14 protein-coding genes are annotated in these 19,216 nt (G+C 34.8%); 2 read left to right on the plus strand and 12 right to left on the minus strand.

Annotated features, from left to right (window positions below; all coding sequences use genetic code 11):
• Positions 1–6: 6 nt before the first annotated feature.
• The 5 genes from ACFVR2_RS16320 to ACFVR2_RS16340 form a co-directional block, all read right to left on the minus strand.
• Positions 7–798, minus strand: coding sequence for an SDR family oxidoreductase (locus tag ACFVR2_RS16320; protein ID WP_387363732.1), 792 nt, complete (start codon positions 796–798; stop codon positions 7–9).
• Positions 799–861: 63 nt separating this feature from the next.
• Positions 862–1,782, minus strand: a complete 921-nt coding sequence (locus ACFVR2_RS16325) for a VOC family protein (protein WP_387363735.1) — start codon at positions 1,780–1,782, stop codon at positions 862–864.
• 110 nt (positions 1,783–1,892) lie between these two features.
• Entirely contained in the window at positions 1,893–2,426 is a 534-nt protein-coding gene (locus ACFVR2_RS16330) for a cupin domain-containing protein (protein WP_387363738.1), read from the minus strand.
• A 268-nt stretch (positions 2,427–2,694) separates the two neighbouring features.
• Entirely contained in the window at positions 2,695–3,498 is an 804-nt protein-coding gene (locus tag ACFVR2_RS16335; protein ID WP_335407225.1) for an IclR family transcriptional regulator, read from the minus strand.
• Between the two features lie 33 nt (positions 3,499–3,531).
• Positions 3,532–4,338 carry an alpha/beta fold hydrolase gene (locus ACFVR2_RS16340; protein ID WP_387363742.1) on the minus strand — a complete coding sequence of 269 codons (807 nt, stop codon included), beginning with the start codon at positions 4,336–4,338 and terminating at the stop codon, positions 3,532–3,534.
• Positions 4,339–4,790: 452 nt separating this feature from the next.
• Here ACFVR2_RS16340 and ACFVR2_RS16345 point away from each other — a divergent pair, with 452 nt between their 5' ends.
• Entirely contained in the window at positions 4,791–6,086 is a 1,296-nt protein-coding gene (locus ACFVR2_RS16345) for an MFS transporter (protein WP_387363745.1), read from the plus strand.
• Positions 6,087–6,682: 596 nt separating this feature from the next.
• On the opposite strand, the gene ACFVR2_RS16350 is transcribed toward ACFVR2_RS16345, so the two are convergent.
• Positions 6,683–7,966 carry an efflux RND transporter periplasmic adaptor subunit gene (locus tag ACFVR2_RS16350; protein ID WP_387363748.1) on the minus strand — a complete coding sequence of 428 codons (1,284 nt, stop codon included), beginning with the start codon at positions 7,964–7,966 and terminating at the stop codon, positions 6,683–6,685.
• Between the two features lie 672 nt (positions 7,967–8,638).
• Between ACFVR2_RS16350 and ACFVR2_RS16355 the strand changes: the two genes are divergently transcribed.
• Positions 8,639–10,057, plus strand: a complete 1,419-nt coding sequence (locus ACFVR2_RS16355) for an amino acid permease (protein ID WP_387363751.1) — start codon at positions 8,639–8,641, stop codon at positions 10,055–10,057.
• 191 nt (positions 10,058–10,248) lie between these two features.
• Here ACFVR2_RS16355 and ACFVR2_RS16360 read toward each other — a convergent pair whose 3' ends face one another.
• From ACFVR2_RS16360 to celB, 6 genes are all read right to left on the minus strand, one after another.
• The gene (locus tag ACFVR2_RS16360; RefSeq protein WP_387363754.1) at positions 10,249–14,601 is read right to left on the minus strand and encodes a S8 family serine peptidase; all 4,353 of its coding nucleotides are present in this window, start codon (positions 14,599–14,601) and stop codon (positions 10,249–10,251) included.
• A 587-nt stretch (positions 14,602–15,188) separates the two neighbouring features.
• On the minus strand, positions 15,189–16,505 hold the full coding sequence (locus ACFVR2_RS16365) for a 6-phospho-beta-glucosidase (RefSeq protein WP_387363757.1): 1,317 nt from the start codon (positions 16,503–16,505) through the stop codon (positions 15,189–15,191).
• On the minus strand, positions 16,505–16,816 hold the full coding sequence (locus ACFVR2_RS16370; RefSeq protein WP_097974004.1) for a PTS lactose/cellobiose transporter subunit IIA: 312 nt from the start codon (positions 16,814–16,816) through the stop codon (positions 16,505–16,507). The genes ACFVR2_RS16365 and ACFVR2_RS16370 overlap by 1 nt, the downstream gene beginning before the upstream one ends.
• A gap of 141 nt (positions 16,817–16,957) precedes the next feature.
• On the minus strand, positions 16,958–17,266 hold the full coding sequence (locus ACFVR2_RS16375; protein WP_098846158.1) for a PTS sugar transporter subunit IIB: 309 nt from the start codon (positions 17,264–17,266) through the stop codon (positions 16,958–16,960).
• A gap of 28 nt (positions 17,267–17,294) precedes the next feature.
• Positions 17,295–17,810: an RDD family protein gene (locus ACFVR2_RS16380; protein ID WP_387363761.1), complete on the minus strand. Its 516-nt coding sequence runs from the start codon at positions 17,808–17,810 to the stop codon at positions 17,295–17,297.
• A gap of 51 nt (positions 17,811–17,861) precedes the next feature.
• On the minus strand, positions 17,862–19,166 hold the full coding sequence (gene celB / locus ACFVR2_RS16385) for a PTS cellobiose transporter subunit IIC (RefSeq protein WP_387363764.1): 1,305 nt from the start codon (positions 19,164–19,166) through the stop codon (positions 17,862–17,864).
• Between the last annotated feature and the right edge of the window lie 50 nt (positions 19,167–19,216).

Here is a 19,216-nt window from a genome sequence, read left to right on the forward strand (position 1 = left end):
ATTTATTTAAAGTGCTTTACCGATTGCACCCGCAGTTTCAATTGTAGAACCAGCTACATAACTCGCTTTGTCTGAAGCAAGAAAAACAATTACACTAGCAACTTCTTCCGCTTCACCTACACGACCTAGTGGAATATTTCTTTTTATCGCAAGATCTCTATAATATTCTTCGGGATCCATATCAGGAGCATTTTTCAATCTTCTACGTTCCCATTGATCTGTCCGAATTAATCCAAGACTTACTGAATTTACTAAAATATTGTCTGATGCTAATTCTTGAGACAATGTTTTGCTTAAATTTAAAAGTCCTGCACGGGTTGCTGCTGTTGCTACCATATGACGCTCGGGCTCTTTAGCTAGAGTTGCATTTATATTAATAATTCGGCCCCCACCTCTTTTCACTAAATAAGGATGAGTTGCACGAACTGCATAAATAATCGCGAAATACTTTAATTGAATTTGTTCCTGCCACTGTTCATCCGTAATATCGAAAAAATGCCCCATAACACTTTGACCAGCTGCATTCACTAACGTATCAATTCCACCAAATTTTTCTGCTGTTTGTTGAATAAACGAGTTAACGTCCTCTTTTGATGTAACATCACATGTCGTAGCAAATAGATCTTCGCTTTTGCCATATGAGAGTAAATGATTTAATGCTTTATCTGCACGCTCTTTGCTTCTTCCACAAATTGCTACTTTAGCACCTTCACCTAAAAATAATTCAGCTGTCTTCAGTCCAACACCAGAGGTGCCACCCATAATCACTGCAACTTTTCCATTTAACCCAAGATCCATCCCGTCACCCCTTATAAAAGCTTTCATGGTTCTTATTACTTAAAACATTTTTATTTAAACTTTTTAACGTACTTCAACCGTTGTATCTACCCAGCCAGTATCCGGCTCCCCGCCCATAGCTTTACGAGCTTCTGGTTTTGGTGGACCAGCAATTCCCCATTGATCCATTAGATGTGGAACGCGTTTCCAAACTCGCGCTCTCCATTCAGCCTCATCTTCAATTGTTTCGAGATAACAGGTGTATTCCATAACAAATCCACCGAGATCTTGAAAATAACAAAAGATATTATTACCAGGACCATGTCGACCTGGACCCCATAACTCACTTAATCCCGCTTTCCTTACATTACTAATGCCTCGCATCAGTTCATCCACTGAATCAACCTCATAAGCAATATGATTAACTGAAGCGTGTGCATCTTGGTTAAATGCGATCGAATGATGTTTTCGATTACACCTTAAGAAAGACATTTGGTGCTCACTCCAATCAGTCACTTTGAATCCAAGCACATCAGTATAAAACTCCACAATCATATCTAAATCTTTTGTGTTCATAACTACATGGTTTAATTTCACTGGATCAACGTTTTTATTAGTCCAAATTGATGTTTGAACCTCTACCCAAGCAGAAAGTTCAATTACACGGTTTTCTGGATCAACAAATCGAAGCCCATATCCTCCACCAGCTTCATCCAAATAACCTGGCTCTTCAACAATATGTACTCCTTTTGAATGTAAAATTTCCGCTGCACGATCCACTGCATTTTTATCGACCATTCCAAATGCAATATGATGCAAACCACATTTATCGCCGTTTCGAAGGCTTAGTATATGATGCTCTGGTCCTGCCCCTCGAAAATATGCAATATTGTCATCCGAAACATTTACACGATCTAAACCCCAAACTTTTTCGTAAAAGTTCACTTGTTCGTCAAAGTTTGGTGTGATCAAACTTATATGTCTTAAATGAGTAATTCCTAGCACCAACAATCCCTCCCATTCATTTATATAAAGCGCTTTCTTTTATTAACTCTATTGAAAAAGGCAGCTACAATTTAATCAAAATGCAGCTGACCTTTTTTCAATTTTTTTAATTAACCTTTGATGATTGCTTCTCTTTCTTTAGCACGTTGTTTACGAAGTTCTTCAAGCTCGCTACCCTCTGGATAAGTTGGTAGGTTTGGTTTCACTGCGCCAAGCATAACTAACATACGTGCTTCAGTATCTCCATCATTTCTAATGCCTCGATGAACGCCAGGAGGAGAACTGATACAATCTCTTGCTTTTAATTTAATTTCATGTACTTCATCTTTACCAACTTCTTGAATTAAAGCAGTTACTTCTCCCTCAAGAATGAAAAATACTTCTTCTACATCATCGTGGAGATGTAAAGGTCCAATACAGCCAGGAGGTAGAACCATTGTACTTAATGTAAAATGTTCTGCTGTAATTACATTTGAATCATTATTCGCTGTCGCACCGCGTCCAATATAACGCATTTGAGCACGCTTATACCTCGGATCAATTTCCTCTTGAAACTTTAATACATTCCAATCTAGCGTACGGTCTTCTAAGCGAGCCACGTATTTTTTTTCAAATTCTTTTACTGAAAAAGTTTCATTTGTCATTTTAAAAATCCTCCTTGTATTGTTGTTCTTTTTTAAACAAAATGTTTTGTATTTTAACACTCAGTGTGTTTCATATACAAAACAGTGTTTTATCTATAAAATAATTCTAGGATGGATTAACCTTTGTGTCAACATAGTTTTTAGAAAATTTTGATATGTCATAAAAATCAAATATAAAAACACACTGTATTTTCAAGGTTTTTAACTAGTTTTTTTGCAAAAAAAATATGGATTCCCTTAGTATGGGAACCCATATTTTTAACTTGAACTATTTTACCTGCGTTGAAACTCTGCCATTGTAACCCATATAGTTTGATAGTAAAACAGAGACGTCTAGTAGTTTAGGCAATGCAACTTTATTCATAAAATCTTCCTGATAAGATAATTCAGTCGCTACGATATTCAGTGCTGCTAATACCTTTCCTGTTCTACCGTAAATAGGTGCGGCGATTGAATGAATACCTTGATGAAATTCTCCACTAGTCATAGAGTAGCCATTTTGACGTATTTTTTCTAATTGATCCATAAACTCTCCAGGAGTCGTTAACGTCTTATCTGTATATGGCGTTAAATTTGTAACTTGGAACAGTTGCATAAGACTTTCCTTTGGCTCGTATGCAAGAAGTAGCTTTCCATTTGCAGTTGCATGAGCTGGTAGTCTTAAACCAATATTGACATTGACTGCTGATACCCCTCTAACTGGTGCACTCCCTACATAAACTACTTCATGTCCATCTAAAATTGACAAATGACAAGAAGCTCCTATTTCATCACGTAATGATTCCATATAAGGTTGTGCAATTTCAGGTATTTTCAAGCTATTTATATAACTAAAACCTAATTCAAGAACCTTTGGGGTTAATGAATATTGTTTCGTATTTTCATCCTGTGTTAAGTATCCAATCGACTGCAGTGTATAAAGTAATCGATAAGGTACTGTCCTGCTTACCCCTAATTTTTTTGCAATCTCTGACAGTGACAAACTAGGATGTTCCTCATTAAAAAGCTTAATAATTTCTAATCCTCTAACTAAAGAATTGGCGCTATATTTTTCTTTTTCTACATTATCCATCGAGCAAACCTCTCCTAATACATAGATTCAATTCTATTTTTGACTTATCGGTTGTTTCTTTAAAAAGTTTAACACGGATTGATTAAATATTTTAGGATCTTCTTGATAGCATAAATGCCCTGTATTTGGAACGATAACAAATTCTGAATTTGGAATCAACTCGTGAAATATTTGTGATTCACTTACTGGCGTTACTTGATCTAACTCTCCGCACATGACAAGTGTTGGAACAGTTATTGAAGACAGAATCTCCATTTGGTTTAAGTTTGATAAAGAGTAGGAAACAGAACGGTAACCAGATAGACGTACTTGTGACATGATACGTTCAGCCTCTTTTATAACCTCGGCTGATGCATTCGGAGCAAGTAATGCTTTTACTCTTTTTCTGGCTAGTTCACTTGGAAGTAGATTTTCAATGGAGTTTAATCTATTTTGAAGTTTTTTCTCGTTTTCTTCTCTACTTAACCCAGCTGCTCCACGTGTTGCATCTGAAATAATTAACGCATCGACCATATGTGGAAAACGATTTGTAAAATCAATTGCAATTGCCGACCCCATTGAATGACCTAGTAAATAGATCGAATCTATCCCTAGACTATCCAAAAACTCTTTAAGCACATTAGCAAACTCGGAAAATTCATGGAACTCCTTTTGTAGATCGGAACTCCCACCATAACCTGGAGCATCCCAAACAATTACTCTATACTGTTCCTTCAATTCACTTAATTGATGCTTCCATGACTGAGAATTGTTTCCCAAACCATGTAAAATTACAAGGGCTTGTCCTTCACCTGATTCTTGATAATGAATCGATAACTCCTTTAATTGACTAATTGGCATCCGCATTACCTCCACTCTATATTCAAAATCTACTAACCTGAATAACAAAAAACATTATGTTTCATATAAAAAACATGTTTTTTCAATTTGAATTATAGATTTGTCAGAATTTAATGTCAATAACTCTATTTATTCAACAGATAGATAAATGATTGATTCTGCCATTGAAACATAAAACTGGAAAATTTTTCAGTAAAATCACAATTGACAAACTTTTCTAATTATTTTATCTTTAAAAGAGTTTCATTGTTAAATTCTGAAACACTGTTTTATATTTAAAACTTTTACACTTTAATCGAAAGGAGTGGGTCGTTTAAGTTGGGCCAAAATGAAAACTTGAAGTATCAAAACAGATTATTTGAACTTCAAATCTATTAGGTAAACGTAGTTTCTGCTTTTTCCTTCCAAATTTTAAACGCAATTACTTGATTTTAAAAGGAGAGAGAATTTTAATGCTACATACAAAAAAAAGATGGATTTTAATTGCTTTACCAATCTTTTTCTTTTGGTTCTTCGGACAAATTGATAAAGTTGGCATTTCTGTCATACAAACAGATCCAGAGTTTTTGAAGGCACTCGGAATGACTGGTGTTGACAAAAATGCAAAAATTGGTCTTCTTTCATTTATTTTTACGATTGCATATGGGGTTTCAAATCTATTTTGGGGATTCATTATTGATAAATTTGGTGCGAGAAAAACGGCTATAGCTGGATTATTTGTTTGGTCTCTTACTATGTTTTCATCTGGTCTCTCCACTACATATGAAGCATTTATTATAAGTCGAATAATTCTTGGATTTGGGGAAGGGATGATGATTCCTGTTTCAGGGAAATTTATTTCTGCTTGGTTCAACAAACGAGAGCTAGGGCGAGCTCAAGCTTCTTGGCTTACAGGTAACTATTTAGGACCAGCAATTGGGGCAGTTATATTAGTACTTGTTATTTCGTCACTTCATTGGCAATCAGCTTTCTTTCTGCTCGCTGGATTTAACTTTTTAATTAATATTCCTATGTTTATTTTTCTTACAAGAAATACACCTAGTGAACACCCGTGGGTTAGTAAAGAAGAATTGGATCTAATTCATCGTCCAGTGGATCCAATAGAACAGCAAGTAAGTAGTTCCAGTGAGAATAAAAATTTTATTCAAGATTATCGTTTTTGGATTGTTTGGTTTGGTATGTTAGTCTGTTCTTTCCTTTTCTTTGGAATAAGCATTTGGCTGCCAACATACTTGATCGAGGCAAAAGGTTTTGATCGTGAAGGTATGACAAGCATTACTTCTTTATCGTGGCTATTTGCGCTTGGATTTGTTCTCGCATGTGGTTTTCTTGCCGATAAAACAAGACGCCCAAGCTTAATGGCATCAATATTATTTTCACTGACTGCTATATTTTTAACAACGGCAGTTCTTGTTCCAAATCCAGTATTAGCTGGGATTTGCATGGGACTTGCTATGGGATGTCAAGGTGGTGTCTTCCATCTTAGTAATATGTTCTTAGTAAAATATTCAACACCAGAGACGGCAGGCCGTGCAGCAGGCTTAATCGGATTTACAAACCTAATGGGTGGCTTTTCTAGCTATATTATGGGCTGGTTACGTGATTCATCAGGTGGAAATTTCACTACCTCAATTATTATGTTAATCATTACGGCTCTATTGGGTTTGATCGCTTATTTATTTTCTATTAAAGAAGAAGCAACTGAACTACGCGCTATTCCCCTACCTCCACAAAAAATTAATGCTTAATCAATTTAATTTTTGAAAACGCTTTTACAAAATAGGAGGCGTCCCAAAAGTATAACTTTAAATGGGTAGCCCCTTTTTTATAACGGCGAATCGCAAATAAGTAGTCCAACTATGCAAATAAATACTGAAGAGTTGTAAATAACAATGAACAACAATTAAAATCTGAAAATCGCAATTAATATCAGTAAAACTGCAATTAAAATTAGAGAACCGCAAATTAAATTGGCAAAACTGCAATTAAATCTAAGAAAATCGCAGTTAAAATTCTTAATTACCTATACCAGTTGGGGTAATACGGCATAAAAATTGCATTATAGTAGATACCTTGAAATGGAAAACTAGCAAATAGATTCTAACTCTTACTAAATCGAAAAAAAATCTTCTAAATATCTTATAAAAAAGGGCCATTTTCTCGTCTAAAATGAAAAGTTCTGTTGAGATACCCTACTACATGACTAAATACTATTTTCACATTAAAAAAAGGCGTCTCGTGTCAGTTAATCTGACTTTTTGAGACGCCCTCTTCTTTGTTTCTAAGAAAACAAATAGACGATCACTATAGTAAAATGAATTATCTACGGTAATCGTCTATTCTATTACTTATCTAAATCAATTTTAGTTCCAGGGCGGACAGTCCAGGAAGGATTTTTCCCTACTTTATCCCCTTCCTTTACCCCTTTAAGAATGGCAACATATTTCCCTTGTTTTTGGCCAGTTTTTACATTTTGTTTATAAATAGTTCCTTTTTTAAGTACATACACATATTTTGATTTTCCTGATCCTTTAATGCTCGTCTCAGGTATTGCTAACAAATCCTTTGATTGTACTATTACTTCAAGATTTGTTTCGTAACCAGGATATAGATTCTCTTGTGAATCTAGCGTTGCTCTAAAAGTGTAGTATGGTATAGCTTCTTTTTTGGAATTCTTATCTTGATTTGTGGATGGATCGTTCATAGGATAGTTACTTACCTCTGAAATGCTTCCTTTCCAGCTCTTATCAGCAACAACTTTTGAACTGACTTTAATTGTTTGGCCTGGCTCAACTTTTGCTTTCTCTTCTTCTGTTAGCTTCCCTTCAATTTGAAATGGTTCGTTTGAAGCAATTTGCATAATTGAGATTTGCAGTTTATCTGTTGCTTTATAACCTTGACCGATACTTTTGTTCAAGTTAAGTATTACCCCATCATTATTACTGTTAACAGTTAATGATTCTTGTTGTGCTTTCAGCTTTTCAGCTTCAAGTGTATTTTGTTCTACTTTTAGCTGTGCAGCATTAAGCTCTTCTTTTGCAGTATTAAGTGCAGCTTGTAGCGATTGAATTTCTTGTGTATTTGTTGTATTTGTTGTATTTGTTGTATTTGTTGCATTTGTTGCATTTTTATCTATATTATTTGCATCAGTTGTATTAGATTGTGACGCTGAAATAGCATTTTGAATGTCTTTCTCTAATGATGCAATTTGGTCGTTTTTCTGCGTAACAGTAGTTTCTGCTAGCTTCTTATTTACTTCTGCTTGTCCTAGTTCAGCTGCTATAGTTGTATCTTCATAAGAAAAAAGTTTTTGTCCTTTTGTGACAGTATCTCCTTCTTTAACAAAAATCTCATTTATAGAACCTTTAGTTGGATTTACGTAAATTGTTTCAGTATGACTTTGTACTACACGACCAGATACAGTTTCAGTTTTCGTAAAACTTTTTACCGTTGGACTGATAAACTGTAATGTTTTAGATTTACTTTTTTTTACTTCTACCACCGCTACGCTAAGAACCACAGAAACGAATAAAAGAACAATGATCCCCATTAAAATAAATTTTTTCTGACGTGGCGTTATTACTTTTGGTTGTTCTTTTTCTTCGTCAATTCTTTTCGCCGTTTCCATAAAACTCTTGCCCCTTCCTTATCTTGCCAAAAACTTAATACGACTTCTCCTATATCTATTGTCTATTGTTTTAAAAAGCGTTTCAAGGAGATTTTTTAGAAAATCATAAATATTTGATATGTTTTTTTTAATAAGACTTTTATTTGCCCTTTTGAGTGGATTATTAGATTGATTCGGGTAGATTTTTATTATTTCAGAATATTCTAATTTTAATTTCAAAAAAATAATTTTGTCGTTTATGTTTTAATTTTTACGATAAAGAACGAATAAATAGAGTCTACTAAAAAAGTCACAGAACCCCTTGATATATCTATGTATTTTCGCACATACTTTCATCAATTTAATTAAAATTTATATTCTTTTAGATTAAAATATAATATTTAAAACATTCATACTATTATTGCGTAGTATTATTGAACTATGTTACAATACAAAAAATATCTTTGTAGAAAAGGATAATTATTCCAATATTCAAATCTACTAAAAATATTTCGTATACGCATTAGAAAACGCTTACGAAATTTATGAGGAATTATCAGTCTTCCTCCTTCAATTTTGGGAATTAAATACACCTCTCCCGTTGCAAATTGATTAGTTACTACGCACTCTTTTAAGCTGTGTGTATTTATTTACTAAAAATACAGATTATTCACAAAAAGGGGGAGTCTTTGGATGAATGCTTTTTTCAGGAAAAAGTCGATTGAACAGCTTCAACAGGATGGGGCTAAAAATACCGGACTTAACCGCGTTCTAGGTTTATGGCAACTGACTGCCATTGGTTTAGGCGGGATCATAGGTGTAGGTATTTTCGTATTAACCGGTGTAGCAGCGGCTGATCACGCTGGTCCGGCAGTTCTTTTATCGTTTATTATTGCTGGTTTAGCTAGCGCAGCAGCAGCATTGTGTTATGCAGAATTTGCTGGATTAATACCGGTAGCTGGAAGTGCTTATACTTACAGCTATGCTGTTTTAGGAGAAGGTACAGCTTGGTTAATCGGGTGGGATTTGTTACTCGAGTATGCATTAGTTGTTGCAGTAGTGGCTATTGGATGGTCTGGCTACATGCAAGAGTTTTTATTACAAATGGGAGTTCATATTCCTGTATGGGCACAAGGCGCTCCTGGTACTGGAGCAGGTCACAAAGTTGACTTAATTGCCGTTTTAGTTAGTCTTGGAATTGCAGGCTTACTTACATTAGGAACTGAAATAGGTTCTAAATTCAATTCATTAATGGTTATGATCAAATTAGGTATTATTCTTTTAGTTATTGGCGTTGGTAGTTTTCATATTGATTCAGCTAACTGGCATCCTTTCATGCCATTTGGTTTTCATGGCGTAATGAGTGGAGCAGCTCTAGTATTCTTTGCTGTATTCGGCTATGACACATTAACAACAGCAGCAGAAGAAGCAAAAAGACCGCAACGTGATTTACCACTTGCAGTTATCATATCATTAGCTGTCGCTTTATGTTTGTATGTTGCAATGTCACTTATTATTACAGGTATGGCTCCTTATGAAACACTTAATAACGCAGCACCTGTAGCAAAAGCTTTTAGTAATATTGGAATGAAGTGGATTACATTAATCATTTCTGCCGCTGCAATTACAGGGATTCTATCAGTATTGTTCTCATTTATGCTTGCCGGATCACGTATTTGGTTCTCGATGAGTAGAGATGGTCTATTACCAAAATGGTTTACAAAATTACATCCTAAATATAAAACACCTTATCGTCCTACTTTAATAATTGGTTTAATTACTGCATTTGTAGCAGGTGTTACGCCAATTAACGAAGTGGCTGAATTAGTTAATATTGGAACGTTAACAGCATTTATTTTAATTTGTTCTTCTATCATTGTACTACGAGTAAAACGTCCTGATTTAAAAAGAGGATTCAAAACACCATTGGTTCCACTTATTCCAATAATCGGGATCGGTTTCTCTGCTTATCTAATTGCTAGTCTTCCAGGTATTACATTTATTCGTTTTATTGTCTGGATGGCTATAGGACTCGTTGTGTATGGATTATACGGTAAGAAAAGAAGTATACTAGGGACCGCGAACAACAATAATAAAACGAAAATAAGCTAAAGCAAAAAGCCACTAAAAATGAAAAATGCCACAAGGAAATTAATTTTCTTGTGGTTTTTTTCGTTATACAAGTATCCCTTGCTTTCCTATTTCTCTATAAATCCTGTTCTAAACAAAAAGCATGTATCCGAAATTAAATCGAATACATGCCCAAAATTTTCCCAATTCTAGTAAGCTATTAAATTAAAAGCTTACTTTCTTGCTCCGTCTTTACCTACTTTATATTTACCGATTGTAGTATTTACAGCCATTACGCCAGATTTGTTAAAGTAATAATATTTACCATTTATTTTTTTCCAGCCATTACTAAACATTACTCCATTTGGATCGAAGTAGTAGTGTTTAGAACCTAATACTAACCAACCAGTTTTCATTACTCCGTATTTATCAAAGTAATAGTGTTTATTTCCTAACACTAACCAACTAGTTTTCATTACTCCGTATTTATCGAAGTAATAGTGTTTAGTTCCTAATACTAACCAGCTAGTTTTCATTACTCCATATTTATCAAAGTAATACTTCTTACCATTTAATTCTAACCAGCTAGTTTTCATTACTCCGTATTTATCAAAGTAATAACGTTTTCCATTTATTACTACCCAACTAGTTTTCATTACTCCATCTTTATCGAAGTAATATTTTTTACCACCGATTGTAGTCAAACCAACTACTTTAACACCTTTGCTATTGTAGTAGTATTTTTTGCCGTTTTCTACTACCCAACCAGTTTTAATCGGAGCATCTGCACGATTAATTACTACTTCCTTCACTGTTTCATTACCAGCAAGGTCAGTCGCTCTTAACATAATTTTATTTTGTCCTTCTTTTAATGGTACAGTTACTTTATATTCTTTACTTAGTGGTTTTACAACATCCACTGGGCTCTTTAATGGAACATTAAATTCGTGGTTTTCACCAACGTAGAAGTCTAAGAAGCTATAGTTATCTTTTAAGTTAACATCAAATGAAACTTGACCTTCTTTTTTGTCCACTCGAGTAGGAGCGTTTAGTACATTAATTTCTGCTGCGTGAGTATCAACATAAATATGACGAGCAATTGAGAATTTCTTATTAGCATAGTCTGTTGCTTCAACTTGTACAGTGTAAGGACCATCTTGGTCAAACGTTACAGTTGTTGAATAATTGTAGTGTCCAGTTTTTGCATCATAATCAACTGGAACTTCTTTTCCATTAACCTTAATTGTTTTAATACGAGTATCATCTGTTACGAACCCTTTTACTGGGATATTCTTGTCATTATAAGCTCCCCATGGCTCCGGTGAGTTCGGAATATAAGCTCCAGTTTTATCTTTTTGACCATCTGTGATATAGACTAATGGAAGATCTACGTCTCCTTTTGCTGCAGTGTCTACTGCTAAGTTACCTGCATAGTCTTCAGCAACTACTTCTACATATGATTTATCTGGGTATGCTGATAAATCATATGCGGATGTCTTATTATCAACTACATCCTTCTTTTCACCATTAACGAAAATATAATAATCTTTCACTCCATTTTCATCGTCTGAAGCATCCCAAGCAACAACTTTCTTATCTGGATCATAAGTTGCTTGAATAGTTGGAGCATGAGTATCAATATAAACTGGAATCTTCTTAGATTGCCATTGTGCATTATCGTAGCCAATTACGGATTTAATCTCGTAATAGTATTTTCCGTCTGGCACAACTTCACCATTTACTTTACCATCCCAAATAGTTGACTTGCTGTTGTTATATGCTGCGCCTTTACCATTGTTAAAAGCATTTTTTGTAACATCAGATTGAGCACTTAAACGACGAAGGAATTTACCGTCTTTGTCAAGGATGTTATATTGTACTTCTGATGCATTTCTTAAGAATGATGTCAGAGGATTAATATTATCTCCGTTTTTATCGCCGTTTGGTGAAAACGCGTAATTATTTTTTCCATCTTTTCCAAGATAAGATTCCCAGAAGCTATTTCCGCCATCAACTACCATGTCATGCGCTTCAGTTGTCCTAAAATAACTTTGTAAATCAAAATAACGAGTTTCACCAAGATCTTTGAATCCATCAACGATTGGTAGACTGTCCCATTTACCGTAGAAGCCTACGTATGGAGTCGTAAGATTTGGATGACCATCAGTACTGATAAGATTTACAGAACCTTCAACAAAAATATTGTCATGTAATGGTACTGAAATCTCTTTTCCACTCTTATCGAATCCTGGAATTTTTGCATCAGTTAAATCAATTTTCACAGTGAAATCAACAGATTGGCCCGCAGGAACTTTAATCGTTTCAGGAGCATCTATTTTTGCATCATTTAATGCACCTGTTTGAAGCGCATTACGATCAACATCAGCAGTTTGATAGAATTCATCTGTTAACGCATTTGTGTCAACTTTATATTCAGCATCTTTATCAGAAATATTTTTAGCTGTGAAAGTCATTGATACTTGCTTAGATTGGAAATCCTTCAATTCGTATTTGGCTTCACCTGTTGACTTACTATAGAAATAAACTGGTGTTGTAACAGCATTTTCAATTTGCATCATACCTGCACCTTGACGGCGTGGTGAGAATGGATGACCATCTAAGTCATTAATAACTTTTGCAGTATTCATTAATAATACTTTTGCTAAGTGAGTACGTTGACTTAAGCTTAAAGAACTGAAACGTTTATCACTTTTCAAGTATTCTTGTACTAATGCTGATCCACCAGCTACGTGTGGAGCTGCCATTGAAGTACCACTCATTACTTCATATTGGTCATTATTAACAGTTGAATAAATATTTCCACCAGGAGCTGTAATTTCAGGTTTTAACTCAAGGCTAGGTGTAACTCCCCATGAAGTAAATGCTGTCATACGGCCCATTTCAGGACTTTCATTTCTTGCAGTTTGGTTAACATGAATTGTTCCTGAACCATTAATCGAATTAAATAATGCTTCACCATCAGCTTTTGAGTTAACAAGCATCATAGGAACATCCCATCCGCCTTGGTCAGCGAATTGAGTACCGTTATTTGCATTCCATACGATAATACCAGCTGCGCCAGCTTGAGCAGCATATTTCGTTTTATCAGCAAAAGTATATGTACCACGAGCTACTAATACGATTTTCCCTTTAACATCTACACCATTATAATCATTCTGTCCACCTAGTTTGTAGCTACCATTAGCGTTTTTACCTAAATTTACAACTGGAATATTTCCACCGAATTTATCTGATAAATTTTTCCAAGCATCGATTCCTTTACCAACAACGCTAAGATCATTTTTACCTTCAACAGTAATCGCATGTTCATAAAGATAAGCTTCATTTCCAGAAGCAGCTACTGAGATAGTGTCTTTATTAAGACCTGGAGCTCCGGTTACACCAATATCAGGGTTTTGTGATAGAGGATCATCCCATCCATAACCAATATGATTCGAGTTTCCTGAAGAAACAGCACATACAATACCATTGTCAACTGCACGAGTAATCGCAAGATCTTCAGCACTATTTGGCTCATAAGAAGATGCTACAGAACCAAGACTCATGTTTAGTACATCTGCACCTAGTTTAATAGAATCGTCGATCGCTGCAAGATAAATATCAGACCATGTAGATGGATAACTTGGGTCATTACTGAATACTTTCATCGCAAGAACTTGCGCTTCTGGTGCAACCCCTTTAATTCCACCGTTTGCTTCGTCACCGTTAGCAGCCGTAATACCTGCTACGTGCATACCATGCATTGAAGCACCAGGTCCAAGGTCCGTTACGATACTGTTTTGGTCATAATAGTTATAACCATAAGGAACTTTATCAGTATAGAATTTACCTGGTAAAGCTTTATCTTTTACAATTTGAGCTACTGAATCTTTTGTTAAGTCCTCTTTTGAAGGATCAGTTAATTTAAAATCACGGTGTGTAGGGTCAATTCCTGTATCGATAATGGAGATAACCATACCTTTACCGTCAAATCCAGTGTCTTTCCAAGTTTCTTTAGATTGGATAAATTGATGACTCTTCGTCATATCTGGAGTAGATGGCTCAGCTGTAGGACGATTATATTCATTCGCTAAATAAACGCTTTTTACACCTGAAGTAGCTTCAATTTTTGCTACATCACCAAATTCTACTACACCACTGAAACCGTTAAATGCAGTTGTAAATTGTTTTTTATAATTAATGTTGATTCCTTTTGATTGTAACTTTGATTTTACCGAACTTTGTTGACTATCTACTTTTGCATAAAGACTAGACTTTTGACTTTCAGATAAGTCCTTAAACAATTTACCTTGTTTTGTTGCGTATTCAATTGGTGATTGTCCATCCAATTCAACGATGACACGTACTTTATCTGATGCTTTTAAATTTGCTTTCGCTTCAGATACTTTGTTTTTATTTTGTAGTTCTTTTGATTCCTGTGATTGTTTAATTTGTTCCAACTTTGATGCTAAATCACCTGGTCGGTAAGATTCAGCTGAAGTTGGTGAAACAAATGCTAAATTAGAAAGAGCAAGAGCAGATGCTAATGCATATGTAGTTATTTTACGATTCTTTTTATTATTCATTTCTTCGTTCCTCTCAAGAAAATTTTAAATAAAATAGATTAGTACTTACTTTCTTAAAAAACTTCCCCTGTTTTTTAATACTGCAATTCGAGGAATATCGACAAATCAATGAAAAAATTTCTCAATCAAGAACATGTCAAATTACCCCTAATTTTTCCAGCTAGCCCCTTAATATCTCCTTTCATCATAATTGATCCTATTAATACCTACACTTTTTAATTTTTTTTTAATAAAGTTTTTAAGGAATAATAGATAAATTTAATTATTCTTTTTTTTAGTCAAAATCCCTCTATAAAATTCAAAATATTTTAAAATTTTTAATTTTTTTTTGCATTTTTAATAAAAATATGTAAATTTTTGTATTAATTTATCGTTTTAGAGCTGTTTTTTATAGATTTAAAGTTCTAGGTTTGATTATTTATCTAGATAAATAATCACATTTTTTAAATATATATAAAAGTAGAACGTAGGACTTATGTGGTAAATTCAAGAGTGAAAATTTCAAAAATAGAGTTGATTAACAATATCTTAAAAAGGGACAAAAATAAAAAGACAGCACCCCCATCTGGTTTGCTGCCTTACTATTTTTATTTAAAAAACCTCGGTAAATATTCTTTATGCGCTTCTAGCATTTCATCAACGATGGCTACAGCTATTTTATCGTTTGCAACAAGCGGATTAATCGTCAATGCAAGAATTGCTTTTTCGCGATTTCCTTCTACAGCAGCCTCGATTGCTGTCTGTTCGAAAGATTTAATCGTTTGAATTAATCCTCGAACTGGAACTGGTAATTCCCCGATCGTCAGTGGAATTGGACCATCTTTTGTGATGACGCAGCTAACTTCTACTGCACCATCATATGGTAAACCTGAAATAGCTCCCTTGTTCATCGTATTTAATGGTTGGATATCTCTTGTATCATTATAAATAGATGAAATTAAGCGACAAGCCGCATCAGAATAGTAAGCTCCACCACGTTTTTCTAACTCAGGTGGTTTTACATCTAGCGCTTCATCTTTATATTTTTCAAAAAGAGATGCTTCAATTTTTTGCACGACTTCTGCACGCGTTTCATTCGATTCAAAATCTTTTAATGCTCTTTCAAGCATTTCAGATGTTTTATAATAGTAATGGTGATATGAACAAGGAATGACATTGACCGCTTTTAGGAATTCAGGTGCCCATTCTTCCGCATCTATATTTTTTACAAAGCTAGCATTAGCAGGATCCATAATCATTTCAAGTACTTGCTCTTTTACACTAACTCCGTCTAAATAAACCTCTGTACCATATACCATATGATTTAGACCTGCAAAATCAATACGTACACGTGAATGATCTACATTTAATAGTTTTGCAACACCCATTTCCATTCCGATTGGTATATTGCAAAGACCAATGAATCTCTTAATATTTGAATATCTTAATGCTGCTTCTGTTACCATTCCGGCAGGGTTTGTAAAGTTAAGGATCCAAGCATTTGGACATAGCTCTTCAACTTCTTTACAAATATCCAATATCACAGGAATTGTACGTAGGGCTTTAAACAATCCACCTGCACCGTTTGTTTCTTGACCGATTACGCCATGTTTAAGTGGAATTCTTTCATCAAGGGCGCGTGCAGCTAGTTGTCCAACACGAAGCTGTGTTGTAACAAAATCAGCATCTTTTAAAGCCTCACGACGATCATACGATAGATGAATCTCCATTGGTACTCCAGCTTTTTTGACCATGCGCTTTGCTAGTGCACCAACTATTTCTAATTTTTCACGTCCAGCTTCGACATCAACAAGCCATAGCTCAGTTACTGGGATTTGTTCATAGCGCTTAATAATTCCCTCAACCAATTCTGGCGTATAACTTGAGCCCCCACCTATTGTCACGATTTTAAATTTCTTTGACATTACTTTAGGCCCCTTTCATACATGTCAACGAACTCTTTTGCCAAGTCTTTTACAGTCATTGCATTCATTAAGTGATCTTGAGCATGAATCATTAAAAGTGAAATCTCCGTTGGAGTGCCACCAATCTCTGATTGAATAAGCGTTGTTTGAATATGGTGTGCCTCATTCAAAGCATCACCTGATTCCTTCAATTTCTTGCGAGCTAAATCGAAGTCTTGTTTTTTTGCTGCTTGAATCGCTTCCATTGCAGCACTTCGACCATTTCCACCATGAAGAATCAGTGTAAAAATTTCCGTTTCATTTTTTACCATAAAACTGACCTCCTCTCTTTATTAATAAAATTATTTATCGTCATAACCCTACGTTTATTAATTTTTCAAAGTTATAAACCTTTAAGGTATTCATCGTATTTTTCTTGAGCAAAGATCAGAAAAGTCACTTCTCAACAGTTATTACTTATTTTCAATTAAACTGATAGCTTGCTCTAAAATAGCTTCACCATCGCACATGCCATAATTCATCATATTAATTACTTCAACTGGAATGTTTTTCTCTTCACAGATTTCTTCCATTTCTTCTAAAAGAAAACGTACTTGTGGACCTAACAATAACACATCAGCTTCTTCGATTTCTGAGCGAACAACTGATTCAGAAACTGCCCATATACGTGCTGAAATCCCTTTTGATTCAGCAACTTTTTCCATTTTAGAAACGATTAGACTTGTTGACATCCCTGCAGCACAGCAAAGTAAGATATTCATGATGATTTCCTCTTTCTTTAGTAAGTTTTTATGCTTCGTTCTTATTAATAACGACAAATCGACCGATTCGATCGTGAACAGCTAATGATTTTTTATTAGCAAACATGCTAATAACGGATAAAAAGAACGGGAGACCTTGAAAAATAAACATCGTCAAAAATTTAAAGAAACTTCTAACAATCACTAGTAATATATAAGGAAGTATTCCCTTTTTGTTATTAATACGAGTTACCTTCAATCGAAAAATCATCTTTCCAATTGTTGATCCCCTCAATAATAGGGTTGTTAAAACGTCATAACAAAAATAGATTATAAGCGATTGGAGAAATGCTTCATTAAAAAGAGCCATTACCTTTACAGCTGCATCTTGACTAGCAGCTGATTTTTGAAGCTCAATCATATTTGCTAAGACCCCTGGAAAGTTTGGAAGTCCCGTGATTCGATACACAATTGACAAGATGATTGAAACAATTATTGCATCAATGGCAAAGGCACCGATTCTTTTTAATCGAAACGAAGTTATAATTTTTTGTCGATTTTCCATAAGCTTTAGTCCCTTCTTCTAATCAATTATCCATCTATTTGCTTTGGAGAATTATTTACTAGCTTTCTCCATTTCTAAATTTTTCTTATCCCACATGCGAATGAATGGGAACCAAATGATTGAAGCTACTGCAAATGCAACCAATTGCATAACTACCCCCATAATCTTACCACCCGTCATTAGATAACCACTTATAAAATAAGGAGTTGTCCAAGGGATGATCGTACCAGTCGTATGTGGGAAAATTCCCATTGACGTACCAAAGTACGTAACTGTTAATACTGCTACTGGAGCTAGAATATAAGGAATCATTAAAAATGGATTTAAAACAATCGGAACACCAAACATAATTGGCTCATTAACGTTAAAGATAGATGGCCCAATTGCTAGACGTCCTACCTTCTTAAGAAGTTTTGACTTCGCTAAAAATGTCATATAGATTGCAACTGGTAAAGTAGCACCAGATCCACCCATCCAAATTCCATTCTCATAGAATGTATACGTAATGATATGTGGCAGTGTCTTACCTGCTTTAAGTGCTGCTAAGTTTGCATCTGCATTTGTAATCCAAATTGGTTCCATAACAGACGTGATGATTGATGAACCGTGGATACCAAAACTCCATAAAAGGTGTTCCATTAAACATGCGACAAGTGTACCAACATAAGTTGAACCTAAAATCGTAAATGGTTGTGTTACAACTTTATGAACAAACGTTGCAAAATCTCCCCAACCTGTATGACTAAATCCGTATCGAACTAGTAAGAAGAAAAGGATAATCACAAAGCCAGGAATAAGAGCCGTAAATGAACGTGAAACTGTTGGCGGCACTGTATCTGGTAAAGTGATGATGATCTTCTTTTGTAAGAAGTAACGATAAATTTCAGCAGTAATAATTGCAATGATTAATCCAACAAACAAGTATTGTGCACCAAATAGATCAGGTGACCAAGCAGATACAGTTTCCTTACCGTCTTTGAAAGTGCTCATAATGTTAACAATTAAATAACTTGCTAATGCTAATACCCCAGCTGGAACTCCATCAATATTCTTTTTGTCGACCTTATAACTACTTGCTAAGGAATACGCTACGCCAAATACTGCAACTAATGCGATAATCCCCATTGAACCGTTATAAACGATATCTCCGAAAGCATTCCAATTTTCGCCAAATACTTTTGACATGAAGTTTTGATACCAATCTGCTTCTAACCAAGCTACGATAATGAAAAATGAACCAATGATCATTAGTGGCATAGCAAACATAATACCGTCACGTAAGGCTAGTAAGTGTCTTTGATTACCTATTTTTGAAGCGATCGGTAAGAATTTTCTTTCAAAAAATTTACTATTCATTTCGTTTTCACCTCTTTAAGGGTATAGGATCTTGGCAAATCAAGAATTTC

The sequence above is a fragment of the Gottfriedia sp. NPDC057991 genome (assembly GCF_042886615.1).
In the GTDB taxonomy this organism is placed as follows: Bacteria; Bacillota; Bacilli; order Bacillales; family Bacillaceae_G; genus Gottfriedia.

Coding starts and splice junctions, on each gene's coding strand:
- ACFVR2_RS16370 (WP_097974004.1), bottom strand. CDS start 16,816: ATGGTAAAAAATGAAACGGAAATTTTTACACTGATTCTTCATGGTGGA.
- ACFVR2_RS16340 (WP_387363742.1), bottom strand. CDS start 4,338: ATGCCAATTAGTCAATTAAAGGAGTTATCGATTCATTATCAAGAATCA.
- ACFVR2_RS16380 (WP_387363761.1), bottom strand. CDS start 17,810: ATGGAAAATCGACAAAAAATTATAACTTCGTTTCGATTAAAAAGAATC.
- ACFVR2_RS16350 (WP_387363748.1), bottom strand. CDS start 7,966: ATGGAAACGGCGAAAAGAATTGACGAAGAAAAAGAACAACCAAAAGTA.
- ACFVR2_RS16355 (WP_387363751.1), top strand. CDS start 8,639: ATGAATGCTTTTTTCAGGAAAAAGTCGATTGAACAGCTTCAACAGGAT.
- ACFVR2_RS16320 (WP_387363732.1), bottom strand. CDS start 798: ATGGATCTTGGGTTAAATGGAAAAGTTGCAGTGATTATGGGTGGCACC.
- ACFVR2_RS16335 (WP_335407225.1), bottom strand. CDS start 3,498: ATGGATAATGTAGAAAAAGAAAAATATAGCGCCAATTCTTTAGTTAGA.
- ACFVR2_RS16345 (WP_387363745.1), top strand. CDS start 4,791: ATGCTACATACAAAAAAAAGATGGATTTTAATTGCTTTACCAATCTTT.
- ACFVR2_RS16330 (WP_387363738.1), bottom strand. CDS start 2,426: ATGACAAATGAAACTTTTTCAGTAAAAGAATTTGAAAAAAAATACGTG.
- ACFVR2_RS16360 (WP_387363754.1), bottom strand. CDS start 14,601: ATGAATAATAAAAAGAATCGTAAAATAACTACATATGCATTAGCATCT.
- celB (WP_387363764.1), bottom strand. CDS start 19,166: ATGAATAGTAAATTTTTTGAAAGAAAATTCTTACCGATCGCTTCAAAA.
- ACFVR2_RS16365 (WP_387363757.1), bottom strand. CDS start 16,505: ATGTCAAAGAAATTTAAAATCGTGACAATAGGTGGGGGCTCAAGTTAT.
- ACFVR2_RS16375 (WP_098846158.1), bottom strand. CDS start 17,266: ATGAATATCTTACTTTGCTGTGCTGCAGGGATGTCAACAAGTCTAATC.